The organism is Homoserinimonas sp. A520 (assembly GCF_054489245.1).
Window position 1 is genome coordinate 31371 of sequence record NZ_JBTMWX010000007.1, and the last position, 22371, is coordinate 53741.

20 protein-coding genes and 1 tRNA gene are annotated in these 22371 nt (G+C 64.1%); 14 read left to right on the plus strand and 7 right to left on the minus strand.

Annotated features, from left to right (window positions below):
- Positions 1 to 68 precede the first annotated feature (68 nt).
- The 3 genes from gltB to pyk are packed head-to-tail and all read left to right on the plus strand — an operon-like array spanning position 69 to position 7621.
- The gene (gene gltB / locus ACX3PH_RS14360) at positions 69 to 4694 is read left to right on the plus strand and encodes a glutamate synthase large subunit (protein ID WP_459093370.1); all 4626 of its coding nucleotides are present in this window, start codon (positions 69 to 71) and stop codon (positions 4692 to 4694) included.
- On the plus strand, positions 4687 to 6141 hold the full coding sequence (locus tag ACX3PH_RS14365) for a glutamate synthase subunit beta (protein WP_459093371.1): 1455 nt from the start codon (positions 4687 to 4689) through the stop codon (positions 6139 to 6141). The genes gltB and ACX3PH_RS14365 overlap by 8 nt, the downstream gene beginning before the upstream one ends.
- A gap of 34 nt (positions 6142 to 6175) precedes the next feature.
- Positions 6176 to 7621: a pyruvate kinase gene (gene pyk / locus ACX3PH_RS14370; protein WP_459093372.1), complete on the plus strand. Its 1446-nt coding sequence runs from the start codon at positions 6176 to 6178 to the stop codon at positions 7619 to 7621.
- 64 nt (positions 7622 to 7685) lie between these two features.
- Here pyk and ACX3PH_RS14375 read toward each other — a convergent pair whose 3' ends face one another.
- Entirely contained in the window at positions 7686 to 8345 is a 660-nt protein-coding gene (locus tag ACX3PH_RS14375) for a phosphatase PAP2 family protein (protein WP_459093373.1), read from the minus strand.
- Positions 8346 to 8416: 71 nt separating this feature from the next.
- On the opposite strand from ACX3PH_RS14375, the gene ACX3PH_RS14380 reads away from it, so the two are divergent.
- Genes ACX3PH_RS14380 through ACX3PH_RS14390 form a run of 3 tightly spaced genes read left to right on the plus strand, consistent with a single transcriptional unit; the run spans position 8417 to position 10270 of the window.
- Positions 8417 to 9022, plus strand: a complete 606-nt coding sequence (locus tag ACX3PH_RS14380) for a DinB family protein (protein ID WP_459093374.1) — start codon at positions 8417 to 8419, stop codon at positions 9020 to 9022.
- 17 nt (positions 9023 to 9039) lie between these two features.
- Complete coding sequence (locus ACX3PH_RS14385; protein WP_459093375.1) at positions 9040 to 9312, plus strand: DUF2277 domain-containing protein; 273 nt, start codon at positions 9040 to 9042, stop codon at positions 9310 to 9312.
- 40 nt (positions 9313 to 9352) lie between these two features.
- Complete coding sequence (locus ACX3PH_RS14390; protein ID WP_459093376.1) at positions 9353 to 10270, plus strand: SMI1/KNR4 family protein; 918 nt, start codon at positions 9353 to 9355, stop codon at positions 10268 to 10270.
- 44 nt (positions 10271 to 10314) lie between these two features.
- Here the strand turns inward: ACX3PH_RS14390 and ACX3PH_RS14395 are convergent, their stop codons facing one another.
- Complete coding sequence (locus tag ACX3PH_RS14395; RefSeq protein WP_459093377.1) at positions 10315 to 11250, minus strand: DMT family transporter; 936 nt, start codon at positions 11248 to 11250, stop codon at positions 10315 to 10317.
- On the opposite strand from ACX3PH_RS14395, the gene ACX3PH_RS14400 reads away from it, so the two are divergent.
- Together ACX3PH_RS14400 and ACX3PH_RS14405 are read left to right on the plus strand one after the other, a co-directional pair.
- Positions 11249 to 12664 (plus strand): aminotransferase-like domain-containing protein, encoded by a 1416-nt coding sequence (locus tag ACX3PH_RS14400; protein WP_459093378.1) that lies wholly within the window; start codon positions 11249 to 11251, stop codon positions 12662 to 12664. The genes ACX3PH_RS14395 and ACX3PH_RS14400 overlap by 2 nt on opposite strands.
- On the plus strand, positions 12661 to 13332 hold the full coding sequence (locus ACX3PH_RS14405; RefSeq protein ID WP_459093379.1) for a DUF4190 domain-containing protein: 672 nt from the start codon (positions 12661 to 12663) through the stop codon (positions 13330 to 13332). The genes ACX3PH_RS14400 and ACX3PH_RS14405 overlap by 4 nt, the downstream gene beginning before the upstream one ends.
- Here the strand turns inward: ACX3PH_RS14405 and ACX3PH_RS14410 are convergent.
- From ACX3PH_RS14410 to ACX3PH_RS14420, 3 genes are all read right to left on the minus strand, one after another.
- Positions 13280 to 13585 (minus strand): hypothetical protein, encoded by a 306-nt coding sequence (locus ACX3PH_RS14410; RefSeq protein ID WP_459093380.1) that lies wholly within the window; start codon positions 13583 to 13585, stop codon positions 13280 to 13282. The genes ACX3PH_RS14405 and ACX3PH_RS14410 overlap by 53 nt on opposite strands.
- Positions 13586 to 13672: 87 nt before the next feature.
- Positions 13673 to 14440 carry an SDR family NAD(P)-dependent oxidoreductase gene (locus ACX3PH_RS14415; protein ID WP_459093381.1) on the minus strand — a complete coding sequence of 256 codons (768 nt, stop codon included), beginning with the start codon at positions 14438 to 14440 and terminating at the stop codon, positions 13673 to 13675.
- A gap of 165 nt (positions 14441 to 14605) precedes the next feature.
- Positions 14606 to 15292 carry an NADPH-dependent F420 reductase gene (locus ACX3PH_RS14420; RefSeq protein WP_459093382.1) on the minus strand — a complete coding sequence of 229 codons (687 nt, stop codon included), beginning with the start codon at positions 15290 to 15292 and terminating at the stop codon, positions 14606 to 14608.
- A gap of 208 nt (positions 15293 to 15500) precedes the next feature.
- On the opposite strand from ACX3PH_RS14420, the gene ACX3PH_RS14425 reads away from it, so the two are divergent.
- The 4 genes from ACX3PH_RS14425 (at position 15501) to ACX3PH_RS14440 (ending at position 18235) form a co-directional block, all read left to right on the plus strand.
- Positions 15501 to 15842, plus strand: coding sequence for an ArsR/SmtB family transcription factor (locus tag ACX3PH_RS14425; RefSeq protein ID WP_459093383.1), 342 nt, complete (start codon positions 15501 to 15503; stop codon positions 15840 to 15842).
- Between the two features lie 376 nt (positions 15843 to 16218).
- Positions 16219 to 16734 carry a winged helix-turn-helix transcriptional regulator gene (locus tag ACX3PH_RS14430; RefSeq protein WP_459093384.1) on the plus strand — a complete coding sequence of 172 codons (516 nt, stop codon included), beginning with the start codon at positions 16219 to 16221 and terminating at the stop codon, positions 16732 to 16734.
- Positions 16731 to 17723: an NADP-dependent oxidoreductase gene (locus ACX3PH_RS14435; protein WP_459093385.1), complete on the plus strand. Its 993-nt coding sequence runs from the start codon at positions 16731 to 16733 to the stop codon at positions 17721 to 17723. The genes ACX3PH_RS14430 and ACX3PH_RS14435 overlap by 4 nt, the downstream gene beginning before the upstream one ends.
- Entirely contained in the window at positions 17720 to 18235 is a 516-nt protein-coding gene (locus ACX3PH_RS14440; protein WP_459093386.1) for a PaaI family thioesterase, read from the plus strand. The genes ACX3PH_RS14435 and ACX3PH_RS14440 overlap by 4 nt, the downstream gene beginning before the upstream one ends.
- 121 nt (positions 18236 to 18356) lie before the next feature.
- Here the strand turns inward: ACX3PH_RS14440 and ACX3PH_RS14445 are convergent.
- Positions 18357 to 18439: transfer RNA gene (locus tag ACX3PH_RS14445), tRNA-Leu, on the minus strand.
- A gap of 39 nt (positions 18440 to 18478) precedes the next feature.
- Here ACX3PH_RS14445 and ACX3PH_RS14450 point away from each other — a divergent pair.
- A complete protein-coding gene (locus ACX3PH_RS14450) occupies positions 18479 to 19078 on the plus strand; it encodes an ANTAR domain-containing response regulator (RefSeq protein ID WP_459093387.1) in 600 nt (199 codons plus the stop codon).
- A 100-nt stretch (positions 19079 to 19178) separates the two neighbouring features.
- Here ACX3PH_RS14450 and ACX3PH_RS14455 read toward each other — a convergent pair whose 3' ends face one another.
- Positions 19179 to 19616 carry a PaaI family thioesterase gene (locus ACX3PH_RS14455; RefSeq protein WP_459093388.1) on the minus strand — a complete coding sequence of 146 codons (438 nt, stop codon included), beginning with the start codon at positions 19614 to 19616 and terminating at the stop codon, positions 19179 to 19181.
- Between the two features lie 58 nt (positions 19617 to 19674).
- Between ACX3PH_RS14455 and polA the strand changes: the two genes are divergently transcribed.
- Entirely contained in the window at positions 19675 to 22353 is a 2679-nt protein-coding gene (gene polA / locus ACX3PH_RS14460) for a DNA polymerase I (protein WP_459093389.1), read from the plus strand.
- Positions 22354 to 22371: the final 18 nt, after the last annotated feature.

A 22371-nucleotide genomic window follows, 5' to 3' on the forward strand; every position in this document is an offset into this window, starting at 1 on the left:
CGTGTGACTGCTCTTTGGGCCGCCGACGTCCCACACGCAAGGTTCTTCTGACGCGAGGACGGTTCTGCATGTTCACCGATTCCGAAATCCCCGTACGCCCCAGGCAGAGCTCAGCGCCCGCCGTACGATCGCTCGCCCTCCAGCGCTTCAGCGCAACTCCCAGCGCCACCGGACTGTACGACCCCGCACTCGAACACGACGCGTGCGGGTTAGCCATGGTCGCGACGCTTCGCGGCACAGCCGGTCATGACATCATCGCCACAGCCCTCCAGGCGCTCCGCAACCTCGAACATCGTGGAGCCATCGGCTCCGATGCCGGCACCGGAGATGGCGCGGGCATCATCACCCAGATTCCGGATGCCTTCCTGAGGGCCGTGGTGGACTTCGTCCTCCCGGCGCAGGGCAGCTACGCCGTCGGCATCGCCTACCTGCCGGAAGACGAGGCCGAACGGGCCGGCATCAAGGACACGATTGCCCGCCTCGCCGACGGGGAGGGCCTGGCTGTCCTGGGCTGGCGGACCGTCCCGGTTCGCCCCGCTGAACTGGGAACCCTGGCCCGATCGGCCATGCCCGCGTTCGAACAGCTCTTCCTGAGCAGCATCCGCACGGATGCGGCGGGCGCCGGGTTGTCCGGGATCGCCCTCGACCGGCAGGCGTTCCGTCTTCGCAAGCGCGCCGAGCGCGAACTCACCGTCTACTTCCCTTCGCTGAGCTGCCGTACCCTGGTCTACAAGGGCATGGTGACGACTCTGCAGCTGGAGCCGTTCTACCCGGACCTCAGCGACGAGCGGTTCGCCTCCAAGCTGGCACTGGTGCACTCGCGCTATTCGACGAACACCTTCCCGTCGTGGCCGCTCGCCCAGCCGTTCAGGATGATCGCCCACAACGGCGAGATCAACACCGTTCAGGGAAACCGCAACTGGATGCGGGCGCGCCAATCGCAGCTCGAGTCCGAACTCCTCGGTGACCTCGACCCGATCCTGCCGATCCTCACGCCCGGTGCCAGCGATTCGGCGTCGTTCGATGAGGTCGTCGAACTCCTCAGCCTGACCGGACGATCGCTGCCGCACGCCGTGATGATGATGATCCCCGAGGCGTACGAGAACCGGGCGGACATCAACCAGGCCAGACGCGATTTCTACGAGTACCACTCCATGCTGATGGAGCCGTGGGATGGCCCAGCCGCTCTCGTGTTCACCGATGGCACGCTGGTCGGGGCAACCCTGGACCGCAACGGCTTGCGCCCGGGCCGGTACCTCATCACCGACGATGGACTGGTTGTGCTGGCCAGCGAGACCGGTGTGCTCGACATCGAGCCGAGTCGAATCGTTCGAAAAGGTCGCCTGCGTCCGGGGCGGATGTTCCTGGTCGACACGGAGGCCGGGCGGCTGGTCGAAGACGACGAGGTCAAGGCGGAGCTTGCGGCGTCCGAACCATGGGGCGAGTGGCTCCAGAACGGGCGGATCAATCTCAAGGACCTCCCGGAACGCGAACATATCGTGCACACGCCGGCTTCCGTCACCAGGCGCCAACGCACCTTCGGCTATACCGAGGAGGAAGTGCGCATCCTGGTGGCGCCGATGGCCCAGCACGGGGTGGAGCCCCTGGGCGCCATGGGGTCGGACACTCCCATCGCTGTTCTCGCCGACCGGCCGCGGCTGCTGTTCGACTACTTCACCCAGCAATTCGCGCAGGTCACCAACCCGCCGCTCGACTCGATCCGGGAAGAGGTCGTGACGTCGATGACACAGAACCTCGGACCGGAACGCAATCTCCTCGCGGCAACCCCCGCCCACGCGTACCAGATCGTGCTCGATTTCCCGGTCATCGACAACGACGAGTTGGCAAAGATCCAGCACATCGACGCGTCGCCCGGCAACCGCACCACCACCACGGTGAAGGGCCTCTACCGGGTGGATGACGGGCCACAGGCGATGGAGTCCAGGCTGGATGCCATGTGCGCGGAAGTAGACGACGCGATTCGGGGTGGCGCACGCTACATCGTGCTGTCCGACCGCGACTCCACCAGGGACCTCGCCCCGATTCCCTCGCTGCTCATGCTCGCAGCCGTGCACCACCACCTGATCCGAAACGAGAACCGCCTCAAGGTCGGCATCATCGTCGAGGCCGGCGACGTGCGCGAAGTGCACCATGTCGCCCTGCTGATCGGCTTCGGCGCTGCCGCGATCAACCCATACCTGGCCATGGAAACGGCGGAAGACCTGGTGCGCCGGGGAATGATCACCGGGGTCACGCCGGAAGAGGCAGTGCACAACCTGATCAAGGCGCTCGGGAAGGGCGTGCTCAAGATCATGTCGAAGATGGGCATCTCCGTCGTCGGATCGTACTCGAGCGCCCAGGCGTTCGAAGCCGTCGGGCTGTCTCGCTCGTTCGTGGACCGCTACTTCACTGGAACCATCAGCCGACTCGATGGCGTCGGGCTCGATGTGATCGCCGCCGAGAACCTGGCCAGGCACGAGGGCGCCTACCCGCATGACGGTCAGCGCCCGCACGAGCGGCTGGCTGTCGGCGGAGAATACCAATGGCGCCGGGACGGGCCACCACACCTGTTCAACCCAGACACCGTCTTCCGGCTGCAACACGCCACCAGGAGCCGGCGCTACGACATTTTCCGGGACTACACCAAGCTCGTGGACGACCAGGCCGGGAACCTGATGACCCTGCGCGGTCTGTTCAAGCTGAGAACAAACATCCGCAAGCCGGTCCCCATCGATGAGGTGGAATCGGTCGCATCAATCGTGAAGCGTTTCAGCACTGGAGCGATGAGCTACGGCTCCATCAGCGAGGAAGCGCATGAAACCCTCGCCATCGCCATGAACCAGCTCGGCGCCCGCAGCAACACGGGTGAGGGCGGAGAAGACGTCGATCGCCTTCTCGACCCGGCCAGGCGTAGCGCCATCAAGCAGGTGGCCTCCGGCCGTTTCGGCGTCACCAGCCTGTACCTCACCCATGCCACTGACCTCCAGATCAAGATGGCGCAGGGAGCCAAGCCGGGAGAGGGCGGCCAGCTGCCCGCGGCCAAGGTCTACCCGTGGATCGCCAGGACCAGGCACGGCACCGCGGGCGTGGGGCTCATCTCCCCGCCTCCGCATCACGACATCTACTCGATCGAAGACCTGAAGCAGCTGATCTTCGACCTGAAGCGGGCCAACCCGACCGCCCGCGTGCACGTCAAGCTGGTCAGCCAGAGCGGCATCGGCGCGGTGGCTGCCGGCGTGGCGAAGGCGCTGGCGGACGTCGTGCTGGTGTCCGGACACGATGGGGGAACCGGCGCCAGCCCGGTGAACTCGCTGAAGCACGCCGGAACCCCCTGGGAACTGGGGCTCGCGGAGACCCAGCAGACCCTCATGCTCAACGGCATGCGGGACCGCGTCGTCGTGCAGGTGGACGGCCAGCTCAAAACCGGTCGCGATGTGATCGTTGCCGCACTCCTCGGCGCGGAGGAGTTCGGGTTTGCCACCGCACCGCTGATCGTCTCCGGATGCATCATGATGCGGGTGTGCCACCTGGACACCTGCCCCGTTGGCGTTGCCACCCAGAACCCCGAACTGCGGGCGCGTTTCTCCGGTAAGCCGGAGTTCGTCGTCAACTTCTTCGAATTCCTCGCCCAGGAGGTGCGCGAATATCTCTCCGAACTGGGCTTCCGGTCCATCGAGGATGCGATCGGGCACAAAGAAGTACTCGAGGTAGACCAGGCGATCGAGCACTGGAAGGCCGGCGGACTCGACCTGAGCCCGATCCTCGAAGGGCCGTCGTTCCCGGACGATGCACCGAGGGCGAATCGCGTCCCCCAGGACCACGACCTGGAAAACCACTTCGACATGGAGCTGATTCAGCGGGCATCCGACGCCCTGCTCACCGGCAACCCGGTAGCGATCTCGCTGCCGGTGCGCAACACGGACCGCGCAGTGGGAACGATGCTCGGCCATGAAGTCACGCTCCGCCACGGCGAGCACGGGCTTCCCACCGGCACCATCGAGGTGAAGCTCACCGGTTCCGCCGGGCAGTCGCTGGGGGCCTTCCTGCCGCCAGGAATCACCATCCGGCTCGAAGGGGAGAGCAACGACTACGTCGGCAAGGGCCTCTCCGGTGGCCAGATCATCGTTCGCCCTGACGATCGAAGCGTGTTCCCGGCCGAGCGCAACGTCATCGCTGGAAACGTCATCGGGTACGGCGCGACCCAGGGCAGCATGTTCCTCCGTGGACTGGTCGGCGAGCGGTTCCTGGTGCGCAATTCCGGCGCCACTGCCGTGGTCGAAGGCGTCGGAGACCACGCGCTGGAGTACATGACCGGCGGACTGGCCGTGATCCTCGGCACGACCGGCCGCAACTTGGGTGCCGGCATGTCCGGCGGCACAGCGTACGTGTACGACCTCCACCGGGAGAGCGTCAACCGCGAAGCCCTCAGCAGTGGAGAGCTCGCCCTCCTCCCTCTCGGCAGCGCGGACCTGGCCATCGTCACGGACCTCCTGACGCGGCACCTGGCGGAAACGGGGTCGACACTTGCCGAGCGGATGCTCGCAGCCGGGGAAACAGCATTGGCCAGGTTCGTCAAGGTGCTGCCCCGCGACTTCGCTGCCGTTGTGGCGACCAGGCAGGCGGCGATCGAAGAAGGGCTCGACCCCGACGGGGACGTTGTCTGGGGACGAATCATGGAGGTGACCGGTGGCTGATCCACGCGGATTCCTGAAGACGCGCGAGCGTGAGCTTCCCCCCAGGCGGCCGGTATCCATTCGCCTGATGGACTGGAAGGAGGTGTACGAGCAAGGCGATGCCGCAACACTGCGCCGCCAGGCCGGGCGCTGCATGGATTGCGGTATCCCGTTCTGCCACCAGGGCTGCCCGCTCGGCAACCTCATCCCGGAGTGGAACGACCTCATGCGCCGGGGGGAGGGACGACAGGCGATCGAAAGGCTGCACGCCACCAACAACTTCCCGGAGCTCACCGGGCGCCTCTGCCCGGCACCCTGCGAATCTTCCTGCGTGCTCGGGATCAACCAGCCGCCGGTGACCATCAAGCAGGTGGAGGTGTCGATCATCGACCAGGCGTTCGCCAACGAGTGGGTGGAACCGCATCCGCCAGGTCGCCTCACCGGCAAGACCGTGGCCGTGGTGGGCTCCGGACCCGCCGGGCTGGCTGCCGCGCAGCAGCTGACCAGGGCCGGCCACACGGTTGCGGTGTTCGAACGCGACGACCGTATCGGCGGCTTGCTCCGTTACGGCATTCCGGACTTCAAGCTCGAGAAGAAACACCTCGAAATGCGCCTGCGGCAGATGCAGGCCGAAGGAACCCGGTTCCGGGCCGGGGTGAACGTCGGCGTCGACGTGACCTGGGCTGATCTCCGATCGCGCTATGACGCCGTGATCGTGGCCACCGGCGCTTTGGTGCCGCGCGACCTCCCCATCCCCGGGCGCGACCTGCCAGGCGTCCACTTCGCCATGGAGTACCTGGTGCAGCAGAACCGGGTCGGTGCAGGAGACCGCGTCGACAACCAGATCACCGCGGCGGGCAAGCACGTCGTCGTGCTGGGCGGCGGCGACACCGGGGCGGACTGCATCGGGACGGCACACCGCCAGCAGGCGCTATCGGTGACAAACCTCGCCATCGGGACCAGGCCGCCGGCGGAGCGAGCCGAACATCAGCCCTGGCCCATGTCGCCGACCCTGTTCGAGGTGTCGAGCGCACATGAGGAGGGCGGCGAGCGGGTCTACCTGGCCTCCACCGTGGAGTTCCTCCCCAACGAGGTCGGGGAGGTACGGGGGATCCGGGTCGCCGAAACTGAGTACCTCGACGGGCGTCGGGTGCCGAAAGCCGGAACCGAGCGGGAAATCCCGGCAGACCTGGTGCTGCTCGCGCTCGGCTTCAGCGGAACGGAGTCCGATTCCCTGCGCACGCAGTTGCGGGTGCCGCTCGACGCGGGCAATGTCGAGCGCGACGACGACTATCAGACCAGTGAATCCGGCGTGTTCGTCGCCGGTGATGCCGGCCGTGGGCAGTCGCTCATCGTCTGGGCGATCGCGGAAGGGCGGTCGGTTGCGGCATCCGTCGACCGTTTCCTGCAGGGCGAGACAGAGCTGCCGGCACCCGTGAAGCCAACAGACAGGGCAATCGCCCTCTAATCTGGTCTGTGACCTGAAGAAAAGAAAGATATCTATGAGACGCGCCAAAATCGTTGCCACGCTGGGCCCGGCAACATCAAGCTACGAGAACATCCGAGCGATCATCGACGCCGGAGTGAACGTGGCCCGCATGAACCTCAGCCATGGCACCTACGCCGTGCACGAGGAGGTTTTTCGCAATGTGCGGAAGGCGAGCGATGACCTGGGGAAGGCCGTCGCTATCCTGGTCGACCTGCAGGGCCCGAAGATCCGCCTCGGCAAGTTCGCCGACGGACCGCACCACCTGGCTGTCGGCGACGTTTTCAAGATCACCACTGAAGACATCCTGGGGACCAAGGAGCTCAGCAGCACTACCTATTCCGGCTTGCCGACCGACGTGAAGCCGGGCGACCCGCTGCTGATCGATGACGGCCGGGTCAAGCTGGAAGTCGTCTCGACCGACGGCATCGTCGTCACCACGAAGGTCGTGGTGGCCGGCGCCGTCTCCAACAACAAGGGGATCAACCTGCCGGGTGTCGCCGTGAACGTCCCCGCGCTGTCGGACAAGGACGAGGACGACCTCCGCTGGGCCCTGAAACTCGGGGCTGACCTGATCGCCTTGTCCTTCGTGCGCAACGCCGCAGACATCGACCGCGTGCACGAGATCATGGCCGAAGAGAACGTCAAGGTTCCGGTCATCGCCAAGATCGAGAAGCCGCAGGCCGTCGACAACCTCGAAGCCATCATCGACGCGTTCGACGGCATCATGGTCGCCCGCGGCGACCTCGGCGTCGAGCTTCCGCTTGAGGCGGTGCCGATCGTGCAGAAGCACGCTGTCGAGCTGAGCCGCCGAATGGCCAAACCGGTCATCGTCGCAACCCAGATGCTGGAGTCGATGATCGACAACCCGATTCCGACTCGCGCCGAGACCTCTGACGTCGCCAACGCTGTGCTGGATGGGGCGGATGCCGTCATGCTCAGTGGTGAGACCAGCGTCGGCAAGTACCCGGTGGTCACGGTGCAGACCATGGCGCGCATTATCGAGTCGACCGAAGTGCACGGCATGGAGCGTATCCCACCACTCGGCACGACCCCCCGGACGCAGGGCGGCGCCGTCACGGCAGCCGCTGCCGAGGTCGCGGAGTTCGTCGGCGCAAAGTTCCTCTGCGTGTTCAGCGAGTCAGGCGACTCCGTGCGCCGGATGACCCGGCTACGCAACGGCATCCCGATCCTCGGGTTCACCCCGCAGATGGGTACGCTGCGGCGCATGTCTCTGAGCTGGGGGGTACAGGGCTACCTGGTGGACCGGGTGAAGCACACCGACGCCATGTACGAACAGGTGGAAGACGTGCTGCTGCGTGATGGGCTTGCCGAGATCGGCGACAAGGTCGTGGTGATCTCTGGTTCCCCTCCCGGTATCTCCGGCTCAACCAACGACCTGCGGGTGCACCACGTCGGCGACGCCCGCAAGGGAGCGGCGCCAGTATGGGCGAAGGGCTGACCCCGAACCTGTGGGTTGAGTAGGTCGCGAAGCGACCGTATCGAAACCGCGTACCGATCTGGTTTCACCCTGCTCGTCCCCACGGAGGCGGATGCGCCCGCTCACCTTCGCGTTGCAGCTGTCTGGAAAGCATCGCGAAGCACAGCAAAGCAACCGCCGCCCCGGTGAGCGCACCCCCGATCGTGTCGCTGAGCCAATGCGCCCCGAGTTGCGTGCGACTGAACATCATCGCGAGCATGTAGGCGAAGCCGAGCATCCATACCCAGAGTCGCGGGATCAGGATGCCGAGGGTCACGGCCAGCATGGCCGCCCGGGCGCTGTGTCCTGAAGGGTAGCTTCCGAATCCGACCTCGATGATCGCATCCGCCGGTCGCGGTCGCCCGATGGTGTTCTTCAGCAGTTCCACCAGCGCAGTGCTCGCGATCGCGGCTGTGAGGAAGTACCCGGCACCCCAGGCGCGCCCCCACAGCAGCAGCGTGCCGGCAATGATGGACGCCAGCACGAAGGCGGGGAGCCCCGCACCGACCTCATGAAGCACCACGGATGGAGGTACCCAGGCTGGCTGACCGGGACCGACGGTGTCCATCCAGGCGGAATCCAGGGGCAGTGGCTCGCCCCGGTAGGCCCCGCTGTTGACGGCTCCGAAGCCGACGGCGATGGCCAACGCCACGAGACCACCGGTGGCTGGCAGCAGCATCCGGTTTCGAAGGGGGGTAGGAGCCATGCCACGACGCTACTGCGGGCCGCCGCGTGCCGCTTCTGTCGAATGTCGCGGGTGTCTGAAAGGCTGGCGGGATGGCAGACACCAGCGAAAAGGCAATCCTCCACCGTTACCTCAGGTCGGGCCGGGAGGCCATGCTGTGGAAGCTCGATGGGCTGTCGCACTATGACCTCCGTCGTCCGCTGGTGCCGACCGGCACCAACCTGCTCGGGCTGGTGAAGCACCTTGCCGGCGTTGAGGCCGGCTACTTCGGCTCCACATTCGGTCGGCCGTTCCCGGAGTCACTGCCCTGGATGGACGAGGATGCCGAGGCGAATGCCGACATGTGGGCGACCGCGGACGAGACGCCCGAGTCGATCGTCGACCTGTACCACCGGGTGGCAGCGCATTCCGATGCGACGATCGAGGAACTCGCGCTGGATGCCCCCGGCCGTGTCGCGTGGTGGCCGGACGATCGCAGCACGGTCACGCTTCAGCAGATCCTGGTGCACCTGATCGCGGAAACCCACCGCCATGCTGGCCATGCCGATATCGTGCGGGAGCTGATCGACGGTGCCGCCGGCCTGCGCAAGGACAACGACAACCTCCCGCCGGGAGATCGCGATTGGTGGGTGGCCTACCGGGCCCGCCTGGACCAGGTCGCGCGCGAAGCCGGCGAGGGTTCACAGGGAGGCGCCTGAGCGTTACCCTCGTTGGCATGTGCAGGAACATCCATACGCTTCACAATTTCGAGCCCGCAGCAACCGACGATGAGGTGCACGCGGCGGCCTTGCAGTTCGTCCGTAAGATCAGCGGCTCCACCAAGCCGTCGAAGGCCAATGAGGCGGTGTTCAACCGCGCGGTGGAGGAGATCGCCCACGTTTCGCGGCATCTCCTCGAGGACCTGGTGAGCTCCGCGCCGCCGAAGAACCGCGAGGTCGAGGCCGAGAAGGCGAAGGCGCGTTCCGCCAAGAGGTTCGCTGCAGCCTGAGTCCTTGCCGGTGCGCCGGGTTTGAGTCAGAGTGATGCTCATGTCACTGCTGAGGGAACTGAAACGCTTCGATATCGTGCTGGAGGAGCTCTTCCCTGAGCTTCCCGCGCCGCGGCCGGGCCTGGATGAGCTGGGAATCGATGAATTTCGTCTGGCGGTGGCGCCTCTTGATCTCAGCGCCGACCTGGAAACCCTGTACCGCTGGCACGACGGGCTCGAGCACCGCGTGTTGGGAGGGAAGCGGATGTTGTCGGCCGCGGAAGTTTCGGGAAGCCGGGATTTCAACATCAGCTCACTGGAGCATCCGCCGGCGTGGCTTCCGTTCACGGATGGCCCCGATTTTCACTTCGTCTCCCTCGGCGTCCCCGGTTGCAGCGCGGACCCTTCGGTGTGGGCCGGCCACACCCACGATGTCTGGCTGAACCTGATGCACGAGTCGTTGGAGGCGATGATCGCAACGTTCAACGACATGGCAACGGATGCCAGTGAATCGTTCGATCGGAGAAGGGAACTGCTGCTCGGCGCCTTGCGCTATGACGGCGATTACCGGCTGGGGCGCAGTCCTCATGCTTTCCGGTACCCCGACCCACCGGCTGGAACCTCCATCGTGAAGTACGAGACCGGCACGCCGGAGCCATGGCTGCGATCCATGGGCACGTCGACGAAGTCGCTGTTGCCGCGGGGAGCAACGACGACGATCGCGGACCTGCTCGACGCCTCGACCCACGGAACGGTGTCCGGCACGGTGCAGGGACGGACGATCAACGTCGGCGGTCCGATTGCCGCACTCGCGTTCACCATCGATGACGGCACCGGGACGATCAGGCTTGTCGCCGACGACGCGGTGACAGTCATCGGTCCGGTCTCCGGGACGTGGGTGGAGGCGGATGTCACGGTCTCGCAGGAAAGGAACGCTCGGCTCACGGCGCTTCGGCGCGACCCCGAGTGGCTGGTGTGAGATCGATCGCCGGTGGCCCCTGACGTCGAATACCCGCATTCCCGTTAACGGAGGACCGGAGTCCGTCCGGAACGGACGCGAACTGCCGCTCCGGCGCAAAGGATCACCACAAGTCCGCCAGCGATGGTGGTCCAGGTCATGGATTCGTGCAAGAGGAGTCCGGCCCAGACGAGCGTGAGTACCGGTTGCGCGAGTTGCACTTGGCTCACCCGCGTCATCGGGCCAATCGCCAGGCCGCGGTACCACGCGAAGAACCCGAGGAACATGCTCACTACGCCCAGGTATGCGAATGCTGCCCACTGCACCGGTGTACCTGAAGGCGGCTGCTGAACAACAGAGAACACGGTCAGGGCAAGCATGAGCGGCGACGACAGGGCGAGCGCCCAGGACACCGTCTGCCACGCGCCGAGTTCGCGGGCGAGCAAGCCTCCTTCGGCGTAACCGATGGCGGCCGCCACGACACCGCCAAGGAGAAGTAGATCGGCCCAATGCAGTGCGCCGAAGCCCCCGGACTGGAAGAACCCGAAGGCGATTGCTGCGACGGTGCCCAGTCCGGTCCAGATCCAGAATGCCCGCGGCGGACGCTCGCGACCCCGGATGACCGCCATCACAGCCGTCGCGGCCGGCAGTAGCGCGATCACCACTGCACCGTGGCTGGCCGGAGCCGTGGTGAGCGCGAAAGAAGTGAAGATCGGAAACCCGACGACTACGCCGCCGGCGACAATCGCGAGGCGAACCCAGAGCATCCGGTCGGGAAAGCGCTGTCTGGTCAGTGCCAGGGCGAGAACGGCCAGGGCGGCAGCAACGACGGCGCGGCCGGACCCGATGAACAGGGGGGAAAGCCCCTCAACAGCCACGCGGGTGAACGGCACCGTGAACGAGAATGCGGCAACGCCGAGCAGTCCCCACCACAGGCCGGCCGATGACTTCGACGATAACGGGATGGCCAACTCACCAGTAGCGCTACTATTGTGTGTCATGAATCAGGATAACAGTTCCCGTATCGCCGAGCGACTCCACGCGTGGATCGCGCAAGCGGCACCGGGTTCTCGGCTGCCTTCGACGCGCGCCCTGGTGGCCGAGTATCGGGCCAGCCCGGTGACTGTGCAGAAAGTGGTCAATGCGCTGGCCCGGCAGGGCCTGGTCGAGAGCCGACCGGGTGTTGGCACATTCGTGCGCGCGAGCAGCACCGTGCAGCCACCGGACTACGGCTGGCAGAGCGCGGCACTGCGATCGCCCCTTGCTCCACTTCGAAGCACCTCCACTGCGCTCCGAAGCACCGGGAACGACGTGATTGCGTTCCACGACGGCTATCCGGACCGAGAGTTGCTGCCGGAGCGCCTGGTGCGGGCAGCCCTCACGCGGGCCTCGCGGGGTGAAGCGGCGTTATCCCGCCCACCCGCCGGCGGTCTCCCTGACCTCCAGGCCTGGTTCGCGCAGGAAATGCGTGCCGGTACACCGGTCAGCGTCGCCCCTCCGACCGCCAGCGACGTGATCGTGCTGCCGGGAAGTCAAAGCGGGCTGAGCTCAATCTTTCGTGCCCTGGTCAAGACCGGCCAACCCCTGTTGATGGAGTCGCCGACCTATTGGGGTGCGATCCTCGCCGCGGCCCAGGTCGGTGTTCAGGTCATCCCGGTGCCAAGCGGGCCGGATGGACCTGACCCGGAGGACCTGGCACGAGCCTTCGACGAAACGGGCGCGCGTCTCTTCTACGCCCAGCCCAACTATGCCAATCCGACCGGGGCGCAGTGGTCCGCCGATCGCGTTGAGCAAATAATGGCGGTAGTGCGCGCATCCGGGGCTTTCCTCGTCGAAGACGACTGGGCGCATGATTTCGGAATAACCACCAGCGTCCAGCCTGTTGCCGCACGCGACGACTCCGGTCATGTCGTCTATCTGCGGTCGCTGACCAAGAGTGTGTCGCCGGCCGTGCGCGTGGCCGCAGTGATTGCCCGCGGACCGGCGCATGCGCGGATACTGGCCGATCGGAGTGCTGAATCCATGTACGTCAGCGGGTTTCTGCAGGCGGCGGCTTTGGATGTCGTCACCCAGCCGGCCTGGCAGACGCACCTTCGCGGGCTCCGGCACCAACTTCGGGCCCGGCGGGATCTGCTCATCTCCAGCGTTCAGGAGCACGCCCCGCTGGCCCGCATCGATCACGTGCCCGCCGGTGGCCTGAACCTCTGGGCCCGTCTACCCGATGGCACGGATCTCGACCAACTCGCCCGCGACTGCGAAGCCGGCGGAGTGGTGATCGCTCCGGGTCACGAATGGTTTCCCGCCGAACCGGCAGGACCGTTCGTGCGACTCAACTATTCGGGGCCGAACCCGAGCGCCTTCCCACACGGCGCGTGCGTTCTCGGGCAGGCGCTCGAACACAGCAGCCGCGCATGAACCCGGTGGCGAAGAGTCTGCTTCACGTGGTGATCCTGATTTCCTGGGCAGCAGTCGTGGTATTCGGGATGTTGCTGCTCCAATGGGGTACGCAGAAGACTTTCTACTTCTTCGCAACCGAGGACGTACTTGCCGAGGCAAGTGAAGGTCGCCGCCTCATCCTCTTAGGCTCAGGCGTTCTGTTCCTGGCGGCTCTTCTCGCCCGCTTGATGAGGTCCCCGGCCTGGGCCTGCGTCCTTGTCGCTGCCCCCGCAATTGTGGTCGGTGGGCTGACATTCTTCGCTGAAGGAACGTTGTTAGGTCCCCTGAGCATCTACTTCATGCTTCCGGTGGCGCTGAGCGCGATACTTTCTGTGTTTGTCTTTGCCCGCCCAATGCGAGCGGATCACGGCGGCATCGTAGAGATAGCACCGGAGGCAGCCAATGACCCGGTGACGCCCACGACTCAAACCGGCCGCACCAATCGACTCGCCATCGCCTCCGTCATCGTCGTGTTCCTCTTCTCGCCCATGGGGTTGATTCTCGGCCATGTGGCGCTGTCGCAGATAGGTCGCACGGGCGAGCGTGGTCGCGGCCTGGCGCTGGCCGCTGTCGTCCTCGGCTGGACGTTGACCGTCATCGCAGCCGGGGTGCTGGTGTACCGACTCTGGGCACCCGCGCAAGCATGAACAAGCTGTCACCGCGCGAACGCCGAACAGCTGAGGCAATTTCTACAGTGCCGGTGGTGCGGGTTGTACAGGTGTCCCACCAACGGATACGGGAGCCTGGGGACATCGCATAGACGACGTTGGACCCGACCATGTCATACACGTCCATCATGCCAATGGGCAGGCCCAGAAGACCTCGGAGATTTCCCCGGAGCTCGTGTTTGATCTCCATGTTCTCCGGAACAGCCTCAATGACCATGTCCGCGTTCGCCATGGCCTACTTGACGCTGGTGGTCCTGGACATGCGCGAGATCGCCTCGTTGAACTTCTCGTCCGTGAATGATGCTTTCCGTGGTACTCGCTAGTGGGCTGCGTACCCCCCGTCGATGATGAGTTCTTCACCGGTAACATATTTCGCTTCGTCAGAAGCGAGGTAAAGGATGCCGTACGCGATATCAGATGATTCACCGATGTGAGGCGGAAGCGGCACGTTGTCCGACACAGCGGCCTCCTCCTTCGTCAGGCCGTAGCCCTCAATCATGCTCGTGTAAATCGGGCCGGGGTGCACGGAGTTCACCCGGATGCTGTCTTTAGCGAACCAGAACGAACCATGCTTCGTGAGTGAGCGGACGGCACCCTTGGACGCCGAGTATGCCGCCGCCCCACCGTCGGCGTTCCCTGAGATGATTGCCCCGAGGGACGAGACGTTGACGATTGACCCTCGGCCGGCCTTCTGCATGACGGGGATGACGTTTTTCATACCTAGCCATGTGCCGGTGGCGTTGATAGCCATCACTTTGTTCCAGTCATCGAGTTCGGCTTCGAGAATTCCCTTGGGTATCGCGATACCGGCGTTATTGACCAGGATGTCGATGGTTCCCCACTCCGCAACGACGTCCTCCACGACACCGCGCCAGGCATCCGGCGAGCTAACGTCCAGAACGCGCCCGATGGCCGTCCGGCCCTTGGCTGTAACCGTGTCGACCACGCTGTTCAGCGCCTCTTCGGAGATGTCGGTGGCCACAACCTTCGCGCCTTCTGCAGCAAAAATTTCTAGGGTCGTCAGGCCGATCCCGCTCGCGGCGCCCGTGATGATGGCGACTTTTCCACTCAATCGTGACATGTTCATTCTCCATTCCTGTTCGGAGGGAGTGCGCTACTGCGCGACGAGTCTCGTCCTCCGTGTCCGCGACTGTACCCACGCGCACTGGAAGGGTAGGGATTGCGTCGCCGAGACGGCGGCGCTAGATAGCCGAGTGGCTGCCGATGGAGCCGTGATCAATTGCTCAGTGCCTCAGAAATCGCGGTAGCGCTTGGCTTCGCTCAGCCTGTCGGCCAGCTCGTCGCGTTGGACAGGGCGCCCGACGTTCGGGTCGTCGGTTTCGCTGAAATACGGGCGCGTGTACGCGGGAGTATCTCGCTGGAACCGCCACCCCTCGGAAAGCGCACCCGTGTCCAAGGTGTCGTATCCGATGGCGTCGAGGAACTCCGTCACCGTTGCTTTCGCGGCTGAATCGTCCCCGGCAATCGGGAGGACGGAGCGTTCAGGATCCCCCGATGGTCGGGCCAGGCCCGTGAGATGGGGATAGTAGATGTTGTTAAAGGCCTTGACCACCTGCGATTCTGGCAGATGTGCCTGGAGCATCTCGGCCGTGGTCGTCGACTCGTCATCGAGCTCCGGGTAGTGACCGTCGCGCTCGGGATAGTAGTTGTTCGTGTCGATCACCGTTTTGCCATGAAGCTCGGCGACCGGCACGTTCGGATAGGCGCTCAGGGGGATAGACACGATCACGATGTCGCCCGCTGCGGCAGCATCCGATGGCGTCGCTGCTTGAGAGTGCGGTCCGAGGTCGGCAACAAGGTCCGCGAGTGTCTCGGGGCCTCGGCTATTGCTTAGCACCACGTCGTAGTCCGCGGCGATTGCCAAACGAGCCACACCACTTCCGATGTTTCCGCTTCCGATCAAGCCAATGGTCGTCATAATTTCTCGTCCTTCTTTCGTCGGGCACCATCAGCGCCGTGGTCCTGGGGCCTGAACGGCGGGCGTCAGTACAGAGGTAGCTACAGGTCATGGTGATCGTGCCTTTTGTGTCGTGCAATGATGTACACGTCGGCGTGTACATTTACTGTAGCTGATGTACACGCATATGCGTACATAGGGTACGGCTCCGAACGTGAGGACAAGAATCGTGGCAAGTCGTTTAACGCATCCACTGGCGATTCCGGCCGAAAGCGAGTTCGATCTGTTCGAAGCGATGTTCGCACTCAACGATCCCATCCGTCGTGCGATTGTTCTCCACATCGCCCAGGAACCAGGAACAGCGTGCAGCGGTTCGGACTTCGGGGTGTCGAAGTCGGCTCTGACAAGGCACTGGCGGGTGCTCCGCGAGTCCGGGATCATCAAGCAGGAGGTGGACGGCACCCGTCACCGAAACTGGCTTCGCCGCGAGGAGCTCAACCGCAGGTTCCCTGGCCTGATCGAACTGGTTCTGCGTGAGCATGAGGCGGCACTCACTCACGGGGAGTGGTAGACCCGGGCGTCCGAGAAGCTCTCATTTGTCGTGGTTCGAGTCGTGGGGATGCCCAACACTTACCCATTGAAATCAGCCCCGAACGACCGGGTTTGACTGCGCACAATCGGAGGCAGGGAACCGCTCGGTTCCCCGCCAATGCAAAGGAAATCCGCGAATTCAGCCGCGAAATCCACATTCAGAGTCTTAACTGAACGGTATTTGAGGCTAAGAGATTGTGCAGTGGGGGGAGGGTCGCTGATTCCACCGTGGGAAATACTCAGTCGCAACAGAGCCGCAGGCGGGTACGTCCACGCCGTGGGCGCAATGGGAGCGGGATGCCGCGTGGAATTGAACCGATTCAGTTGGAAAATCAAACTCAGGTAGGTTGATTGGTATGGGGAAGCTGATTCGGGAGTGCTCGGTGGCGCACACGCTGGAGCTTGTGGGTGCGAAATGGTCGTTACTCATTGTGCGCGAGTTGCTTCTCGGCATCCATCGCTTCGACGAGATCGTTCACTACACCGGAGCCCCGAGAGACGTCCTCACGGTTCGGCTGCGTCATCTGGAAGAGGGGGGTTTCGTCACCCGAGTTCAGTATCAGGAGCGCCCGCCACGATTCGAATACCACCTCACCGACCTCGGCAATGCGCTTGGTCCTATCATCAGCATGTTGCGCGAATTCGGCAATCGGCACCTCACTGCGGAAGCGGAGTCTCCGCTGACCTTCACGCACACCTGTGGTGAGGTTTACCACCCCGTTGTCGCATGCCAGAGCTGCGGCCACGTGGTGCGACGCGGCGAGATCACAGAACGTGATGCTCCTCAGCGGTCAAGCGCCAAACAGCAGCCAATCCGCGCGACAACAGGCGACCACATCGAAGGCTCACGTGTAGAAAGCAGGCTGATATGAAAGCGTTCGTAGTCGACTCGTATGGTGAGAACGGGCTGAAGTCCGCGCAAGTACCTATACCCGCGCCAGGTGCTCACGAAGTTCTGGTTGAGGTCCGAGCGGCAGGTATCAACCCGCTGGACGGGATGATCCGCGACGGCACTTTCAAACAGTTGCTGAAGTACAAACCCCCATTCGTGCTCGGCCACGATGTTGCTGGCGTTGTGACAGAGGTTGGCGCGGACGTGCGTGCGTTCAAGGTTGGAGATGCGGTCTATTCCAGGCCGCGTGACCTTCGAATCGGTACGTTCGCCGAATACATCGCCATCAATGAAGCCGACGCGGCTTTCAAACCGGAATCCCTCTCGTTCGAGGAGGCAGCCGCGGTGCCGCTTGTCGCCTTGGCGGCCTGGCAGTCGCTGGTCGAGCTCGCGCGCGTCGAGCCACGTCAACGCATTCTCGTTCATGGGGGCGCCGGCGGATTTGGCTCGACTGTAATTCAGCTCGCACGGCATTTGGGAGTCCATGTCACCACCACAGTGCGCGGCAACGACGCGGATAGGGTTCGCGCATTAGGGGCTGATGAGGTCATCGATTTCACCACCACGGACTTCGCAGAGGTCGGCCCTAATTACGATGTCGTTCTTGACTCTCTCGGAGGCACGAACCTGGAGAAGTCGTTGACTGTACTTAAGCCGGATGGGCTCGCGATCAGCCTTGTCGGGCCGCCCGACCCCGCATTCGCGGCACAAATCGGTCGACCGCTACTCAAGCCGGTACTGGCGGCGCTGAGCCGAAACATTCGGAAGCAAGCGAAAGACATTGGGGTGCGGTATTCGTTCTTCTTCATGCGCGCTAACGGTGGGCAACTGAAGGAGTCGGCTCGCCTCTACGACAGCGGGGCTCTTCGGCCGGTCCTTGATCGTACCTTCGCGTTTGATCAGACGCTGGAGGCCATGGCTTACGTCGGACAAGGTCACGCGAACGGCAAGGTAGTGGTTGTCCTGTGAGCGAAGACGCCGGTGGGCTCCGATCAAGAACGCTGCACTACACCGTTGCCGAACAGAACAAGGCAAAGGTCTTCGAGAGCTCAGGATTAGAGCAGCTTCGTGCGATGGTCGAACTGCGCGTTCCCGCGCCGCCGATCAGCAGCCATATTGGACTGCAAATCGTGTCAGTCGACGAAGGTGATGTCCTGATGACCGCGGAACCCGACGAATCTCATTACAACCCGATCGGATCCGTTCATGGAGGCTTCTTCGCCACGGTTCTCGATTCAGCCTGCGGATGCGCCGTGCACAGCACCCTTCCCGTTGGCGTCGGCTACACAAGCCTGGAGATCAAGGTTTCATTCCAGCGCCCCATCACCGCCGATACGGGAACCGTGACCGCTCATGGTTGGGTGACGAAAGTCGGCCGGAACGTGGCATTCGCCGAAGCCGATGTGCGGGACACCGATGGCCGCATCCTCGCCACAGCATCCAGCACGTGCCTCATAATCCGTCCAGATTCACAGCGGTGACGGAATCCGTCGGTTGTCCACTAGAGCGCGACGGACGGGATGTTAAGTGCAGTCCACTGCCAAGGGGGCAATCGGCCGGAAAGGTGCTCATGCTTCTTTGTCGTGAATATTTATCAATTTGTGCCGGTGGTGGGACTTGAACCCACACGCCCTTTCGAGCAAAGCATTTTGAGTGCTCCGCGTCTGCCATTCCGCCACACCGGCGCACAGTAACGCAGATCAGAATACCGTAGGCTTTAGGGCGTGACCGACCAAGAATCTCCCCAAGCCCCTCGCCGTGTTGTTGTTGCCGAGGATGAGTCGCTCATTCGTCTCGACATCGTCGAGACCCTTCGCGACAACGGGTTCGAGGTCGTCGGGGAGGCCGGTGACGGCGAGGCGGCCGTCGCCTTGGCCACCGAGTTGCGACCTGACCTGGTCATCATGGACGTCAAGATGCCACTCCTCGACGGGATCTCCGCCGCAGAGAAGCTCAGCAAGAACCACATCGCGCCGGTCGTGCTCTTGACCGCGTTCAGCCAGAAGGAACTGGTGGAGCGCGCAACCGAGGCCGGGGCCCTCGCCTACGTCGTCAAGCCGTTCACACCCAGCGACCTGCTCCCCGCGATCGAGATCGCACTGGCGCGTTACGCCCAGATCATCGCGCTCGAGTCCGAAGTGAGCGACCTGGCCGAACGGTTCGAGACCCGCAAGCTGGTCGACCGGGCCAAGGGCCTGCTCAACGACAAGATGGGCCTGACCGAGCCCGAGGCGTTCCGCTGGATCCAGAAGGCGTCCATGGACCGCCGCCTGACCATGCAGGACGTCGCGAAGACGATCATCGAGCAGTTCGCGAACAAGTAACAACGGATGCTGCGCGGCCTTTTCAGTGCGGCGCGGCGACGGATGCCGCAGCGTTGCACTGAAAGGGCGCGCAGCTGGAATCACGAGCCTGGTCGCCAGCTCAAGAGGCGGGGCCGGCGTCCTTCAGGAAGTTCGTCATCCGCACTGTCGACAGCCGATTGCCGGCCTCATCGCGCACGACAATCTCGTGGGTCGCAAGCGTGCGCCCCAGGCTGATCGCATGGCACGTGGCAATCACGTAACCCTCGGTGATCGCCCGACTGTGGCTCGCGCTGATCTCGATCCCCAGGGCGACCCGTCCCGCGCCCGCGTGAATCGCCGACGAGATCGACCCCAGCGACTCGCCCAGCACCAGGTGCGCTCCACCGTGCAACAGGCCCACCACCTGGCGGTTCCCGTCAACGGGCATCCGCGCGACAGAGTGTTCGGCTGACAGTTCCAGGAACTCGATGCCCATCTTGACGCTCAGCTCGCCGCCCCCGGTGGTGCGAAGGATCTCGGCCAGTTCCGGTGGAAGGTGGTCGGGCAACTTCGTCATCTGGCCTCTACATTCTGGGGGCATTCTGGCTGTCACCGGCCGCCACTAGGCTGGCTGGGTGTCGGACAACGAAAAGCCTACCCTCCTGATTATTGACGGTCATTCGCTGGCGTTCCGGGCGTTCTACGCCCTCCCGGTGGACAGTTTCGTCAACCGAGAAGGCCAGCACACCAACGCCATCCACGGCTTCATCTCGATGCTGATCCTGCTGCTGCAGAAAGAGAAGCCGACCCACCTCGCCGTGGCTTTCGACATCTCCCGTTACTCGTTCCGCACCAGGGAGTACCCGGAGTACAAGGGCACCCGCGGCGACACCCCGCCGGAGTTCATCGGCCAGGTTCCGCTGCTCGAGGAGGCGTTGGCCGCGATGAACATCGCCACCATCACCAAGGAGGACTACGAAGCGGATGACATCCTGGCAACGCTCGCCATGCGCGGCGCCCAGGAGGGCTACCGGGTGCTCGTTGTCAGTGGTGACCGAGACAGCATCCAGCTCGTGAACGACGATGTGACGCTGCTCTACCCGAACGCCCGCGGCGTCTCCGAGCTGAAACGCTACGACACCGCTGCGGTCATCGAACGCTATGGCATCCGCCCTGAGCAGTATCCGGATGTCGCCGCGCTCGTCGGTGAGACCAGTGACAATCTGATCGGCATCGACAAGGTGGGGGAGAAGACCGCCGTCAAGTGGATCAATCAGTTCGGCAGCCTCGATGAGATCCTCGCCCATGCTGATCAGATCAAGGGCGTTGTCGGCGAGAAACTGCGGGAGCAGAAGGACAACGCGATCCGCAACCGAAAGCTCAACCGCCTGGTCACCGACGTGGAACTGCCGGTCGGACCTTCAGACCTGGAGCGGCAACCCATCAACCCGACAGCGGTGCGGGCGATCTTCGACCGGCTGCAGTTCAAGACACTCCTCGAACGCGTGATGAAGATTGCCGCCGAAGAAGGGGTGACGGATGCCGTGGGCACGCCAGCGCCGATCGTCGAGTCGACCGCGGAAACGACCCCGCCGGTGATTCGAACACTCATCGACGAGGAACTGGGCCAATGGCTGGCGCGAGCGTCCAGGGATGGCACCCAGCCGCTAGGGCTGCAGCTGGAGGTGGGCCCGGAGGGCGCGACCGGTTTTGGGGTCGCTTCCCTCGATGATTCCGCCTACGTTCCGTGGGCGGCCGGACGCCACGACTACGTCGCGCTGGAGGAATGGCTTGCGGGGGAGTCCCCGAAGTACCTGCTCGATTCGAAGAAGCAGCTGAAGGTGCTGCTGACCGCAGGACTGGCCGTGGGCGGCATCCGCTTCGACACCAGCCTTGCCTCCTGGTTGCTGAAACCCGGTGGCAGGTCCGAAGACCTCGCGGGCCAGGTTTACAGCCACCTGGGCGAAACCATCGCCATCGCCGACCCCAACCAGCTGGTCCCGGAGGTCGAGTCCCTCAGCCCGGCGACGGAAGCCTGGTACGTGCTCCGTCTTGCGAACCAGCTCGCCGAACAGCTTGACGCCGGATCACGCAAGGTACTCGATGACATCGAGCTTCCGATCGTGCGGGTTCTGGCCGATATGGAGCTGACCGGGGTCACCGCCAACGCCGGTGTGCTCTCCGAGCTGGGCGGTCGGCTGACGGAAACTGCCGCAGACCTCGCCTCTCGCGCCTTCGCCGAAATCGGGCGTGAGGTGAACCTCGGCTCGCCGAAACAATTGCAGCAGGTGCTGTTCGAAGAACTCGGAATGCCGAAGACCCGGGCCAACAAGACGGGGTACTCGACCGACGCCGCCTCGCTGGCCGACTTGCAGGAGAAGTCGCCGCATCCGTTCCTCGGTCTGCTGCTGCAACACCGTGACGCCACCAAGCTCAAGCAGATCATTGAGACCCTGGAGAAGAGCATCGGGGCGGATGCGCGCATCCACACCACCTACGACCAGACCGGGACCAGCACCGGCCGAATCTCCTCGAACGACCCGAACCTGCAGAACCTCCCAGTGAAGACTGAGGTGGGCCGGGAGATCCGCACCGCCTTCGAACACGGTGCCCGGTTCGACACGCTGCTGACCGCCGACTACTCGCAGATCGAGATGCGGATCATGGCGCACCTCTCCGGCGATGCCGGGCTGATCGAGGCATTCAACTCCGGTGAGGACCTGCACCGCTTCGTCGGCTCACGCATTTTCCACGTCGATCCGGCCGACGTCACTCCGATCATGCGCACCAAAGTGAAGGCCATGTCGTACGGCCTCGCCTACGGCCTCAGCGCATTCGGCCTCTCCAAGCAACTTCGCATCGATACCGCGGAGGCGAAGCAACTCATGGCTGACTACTTCGAACGTTTCGGGGCGGTGCGCGACTACCTGCGCGGGGTCGTCGTCCAGGCGCGGGAAGACGGCTACACCGAGACGATCTTCGGCCGGCGCCGCCCATTCGGCGACCTGAGCTCCTCGAACCGGGTACTCCGCGAGAACGCGGAGCGGGCCGCGCTGAACGCCCCGATTCAGGGCTCGGCGGCCGACATCATGAAGCTGGCCATGCTCGGCGTTGCCGAGAAGCTGCGCGGTCAGGGGATGAGCAGTCGCATGCTGTTGCAAGTTCACGACGAACTGGTCTTCGAAGTAGCACCAGGAGAGCTGGACTCGCTCGCCGAGATCGTCACGACCCAGATGGGCTCTGCGGCGCAACTGAAGGTGCCGCTCGACGTGCAGATCGGCACCGGCGCAAATTGGGACGCCGCAGCGCATTAGGCCTCTCAACACCCAGAA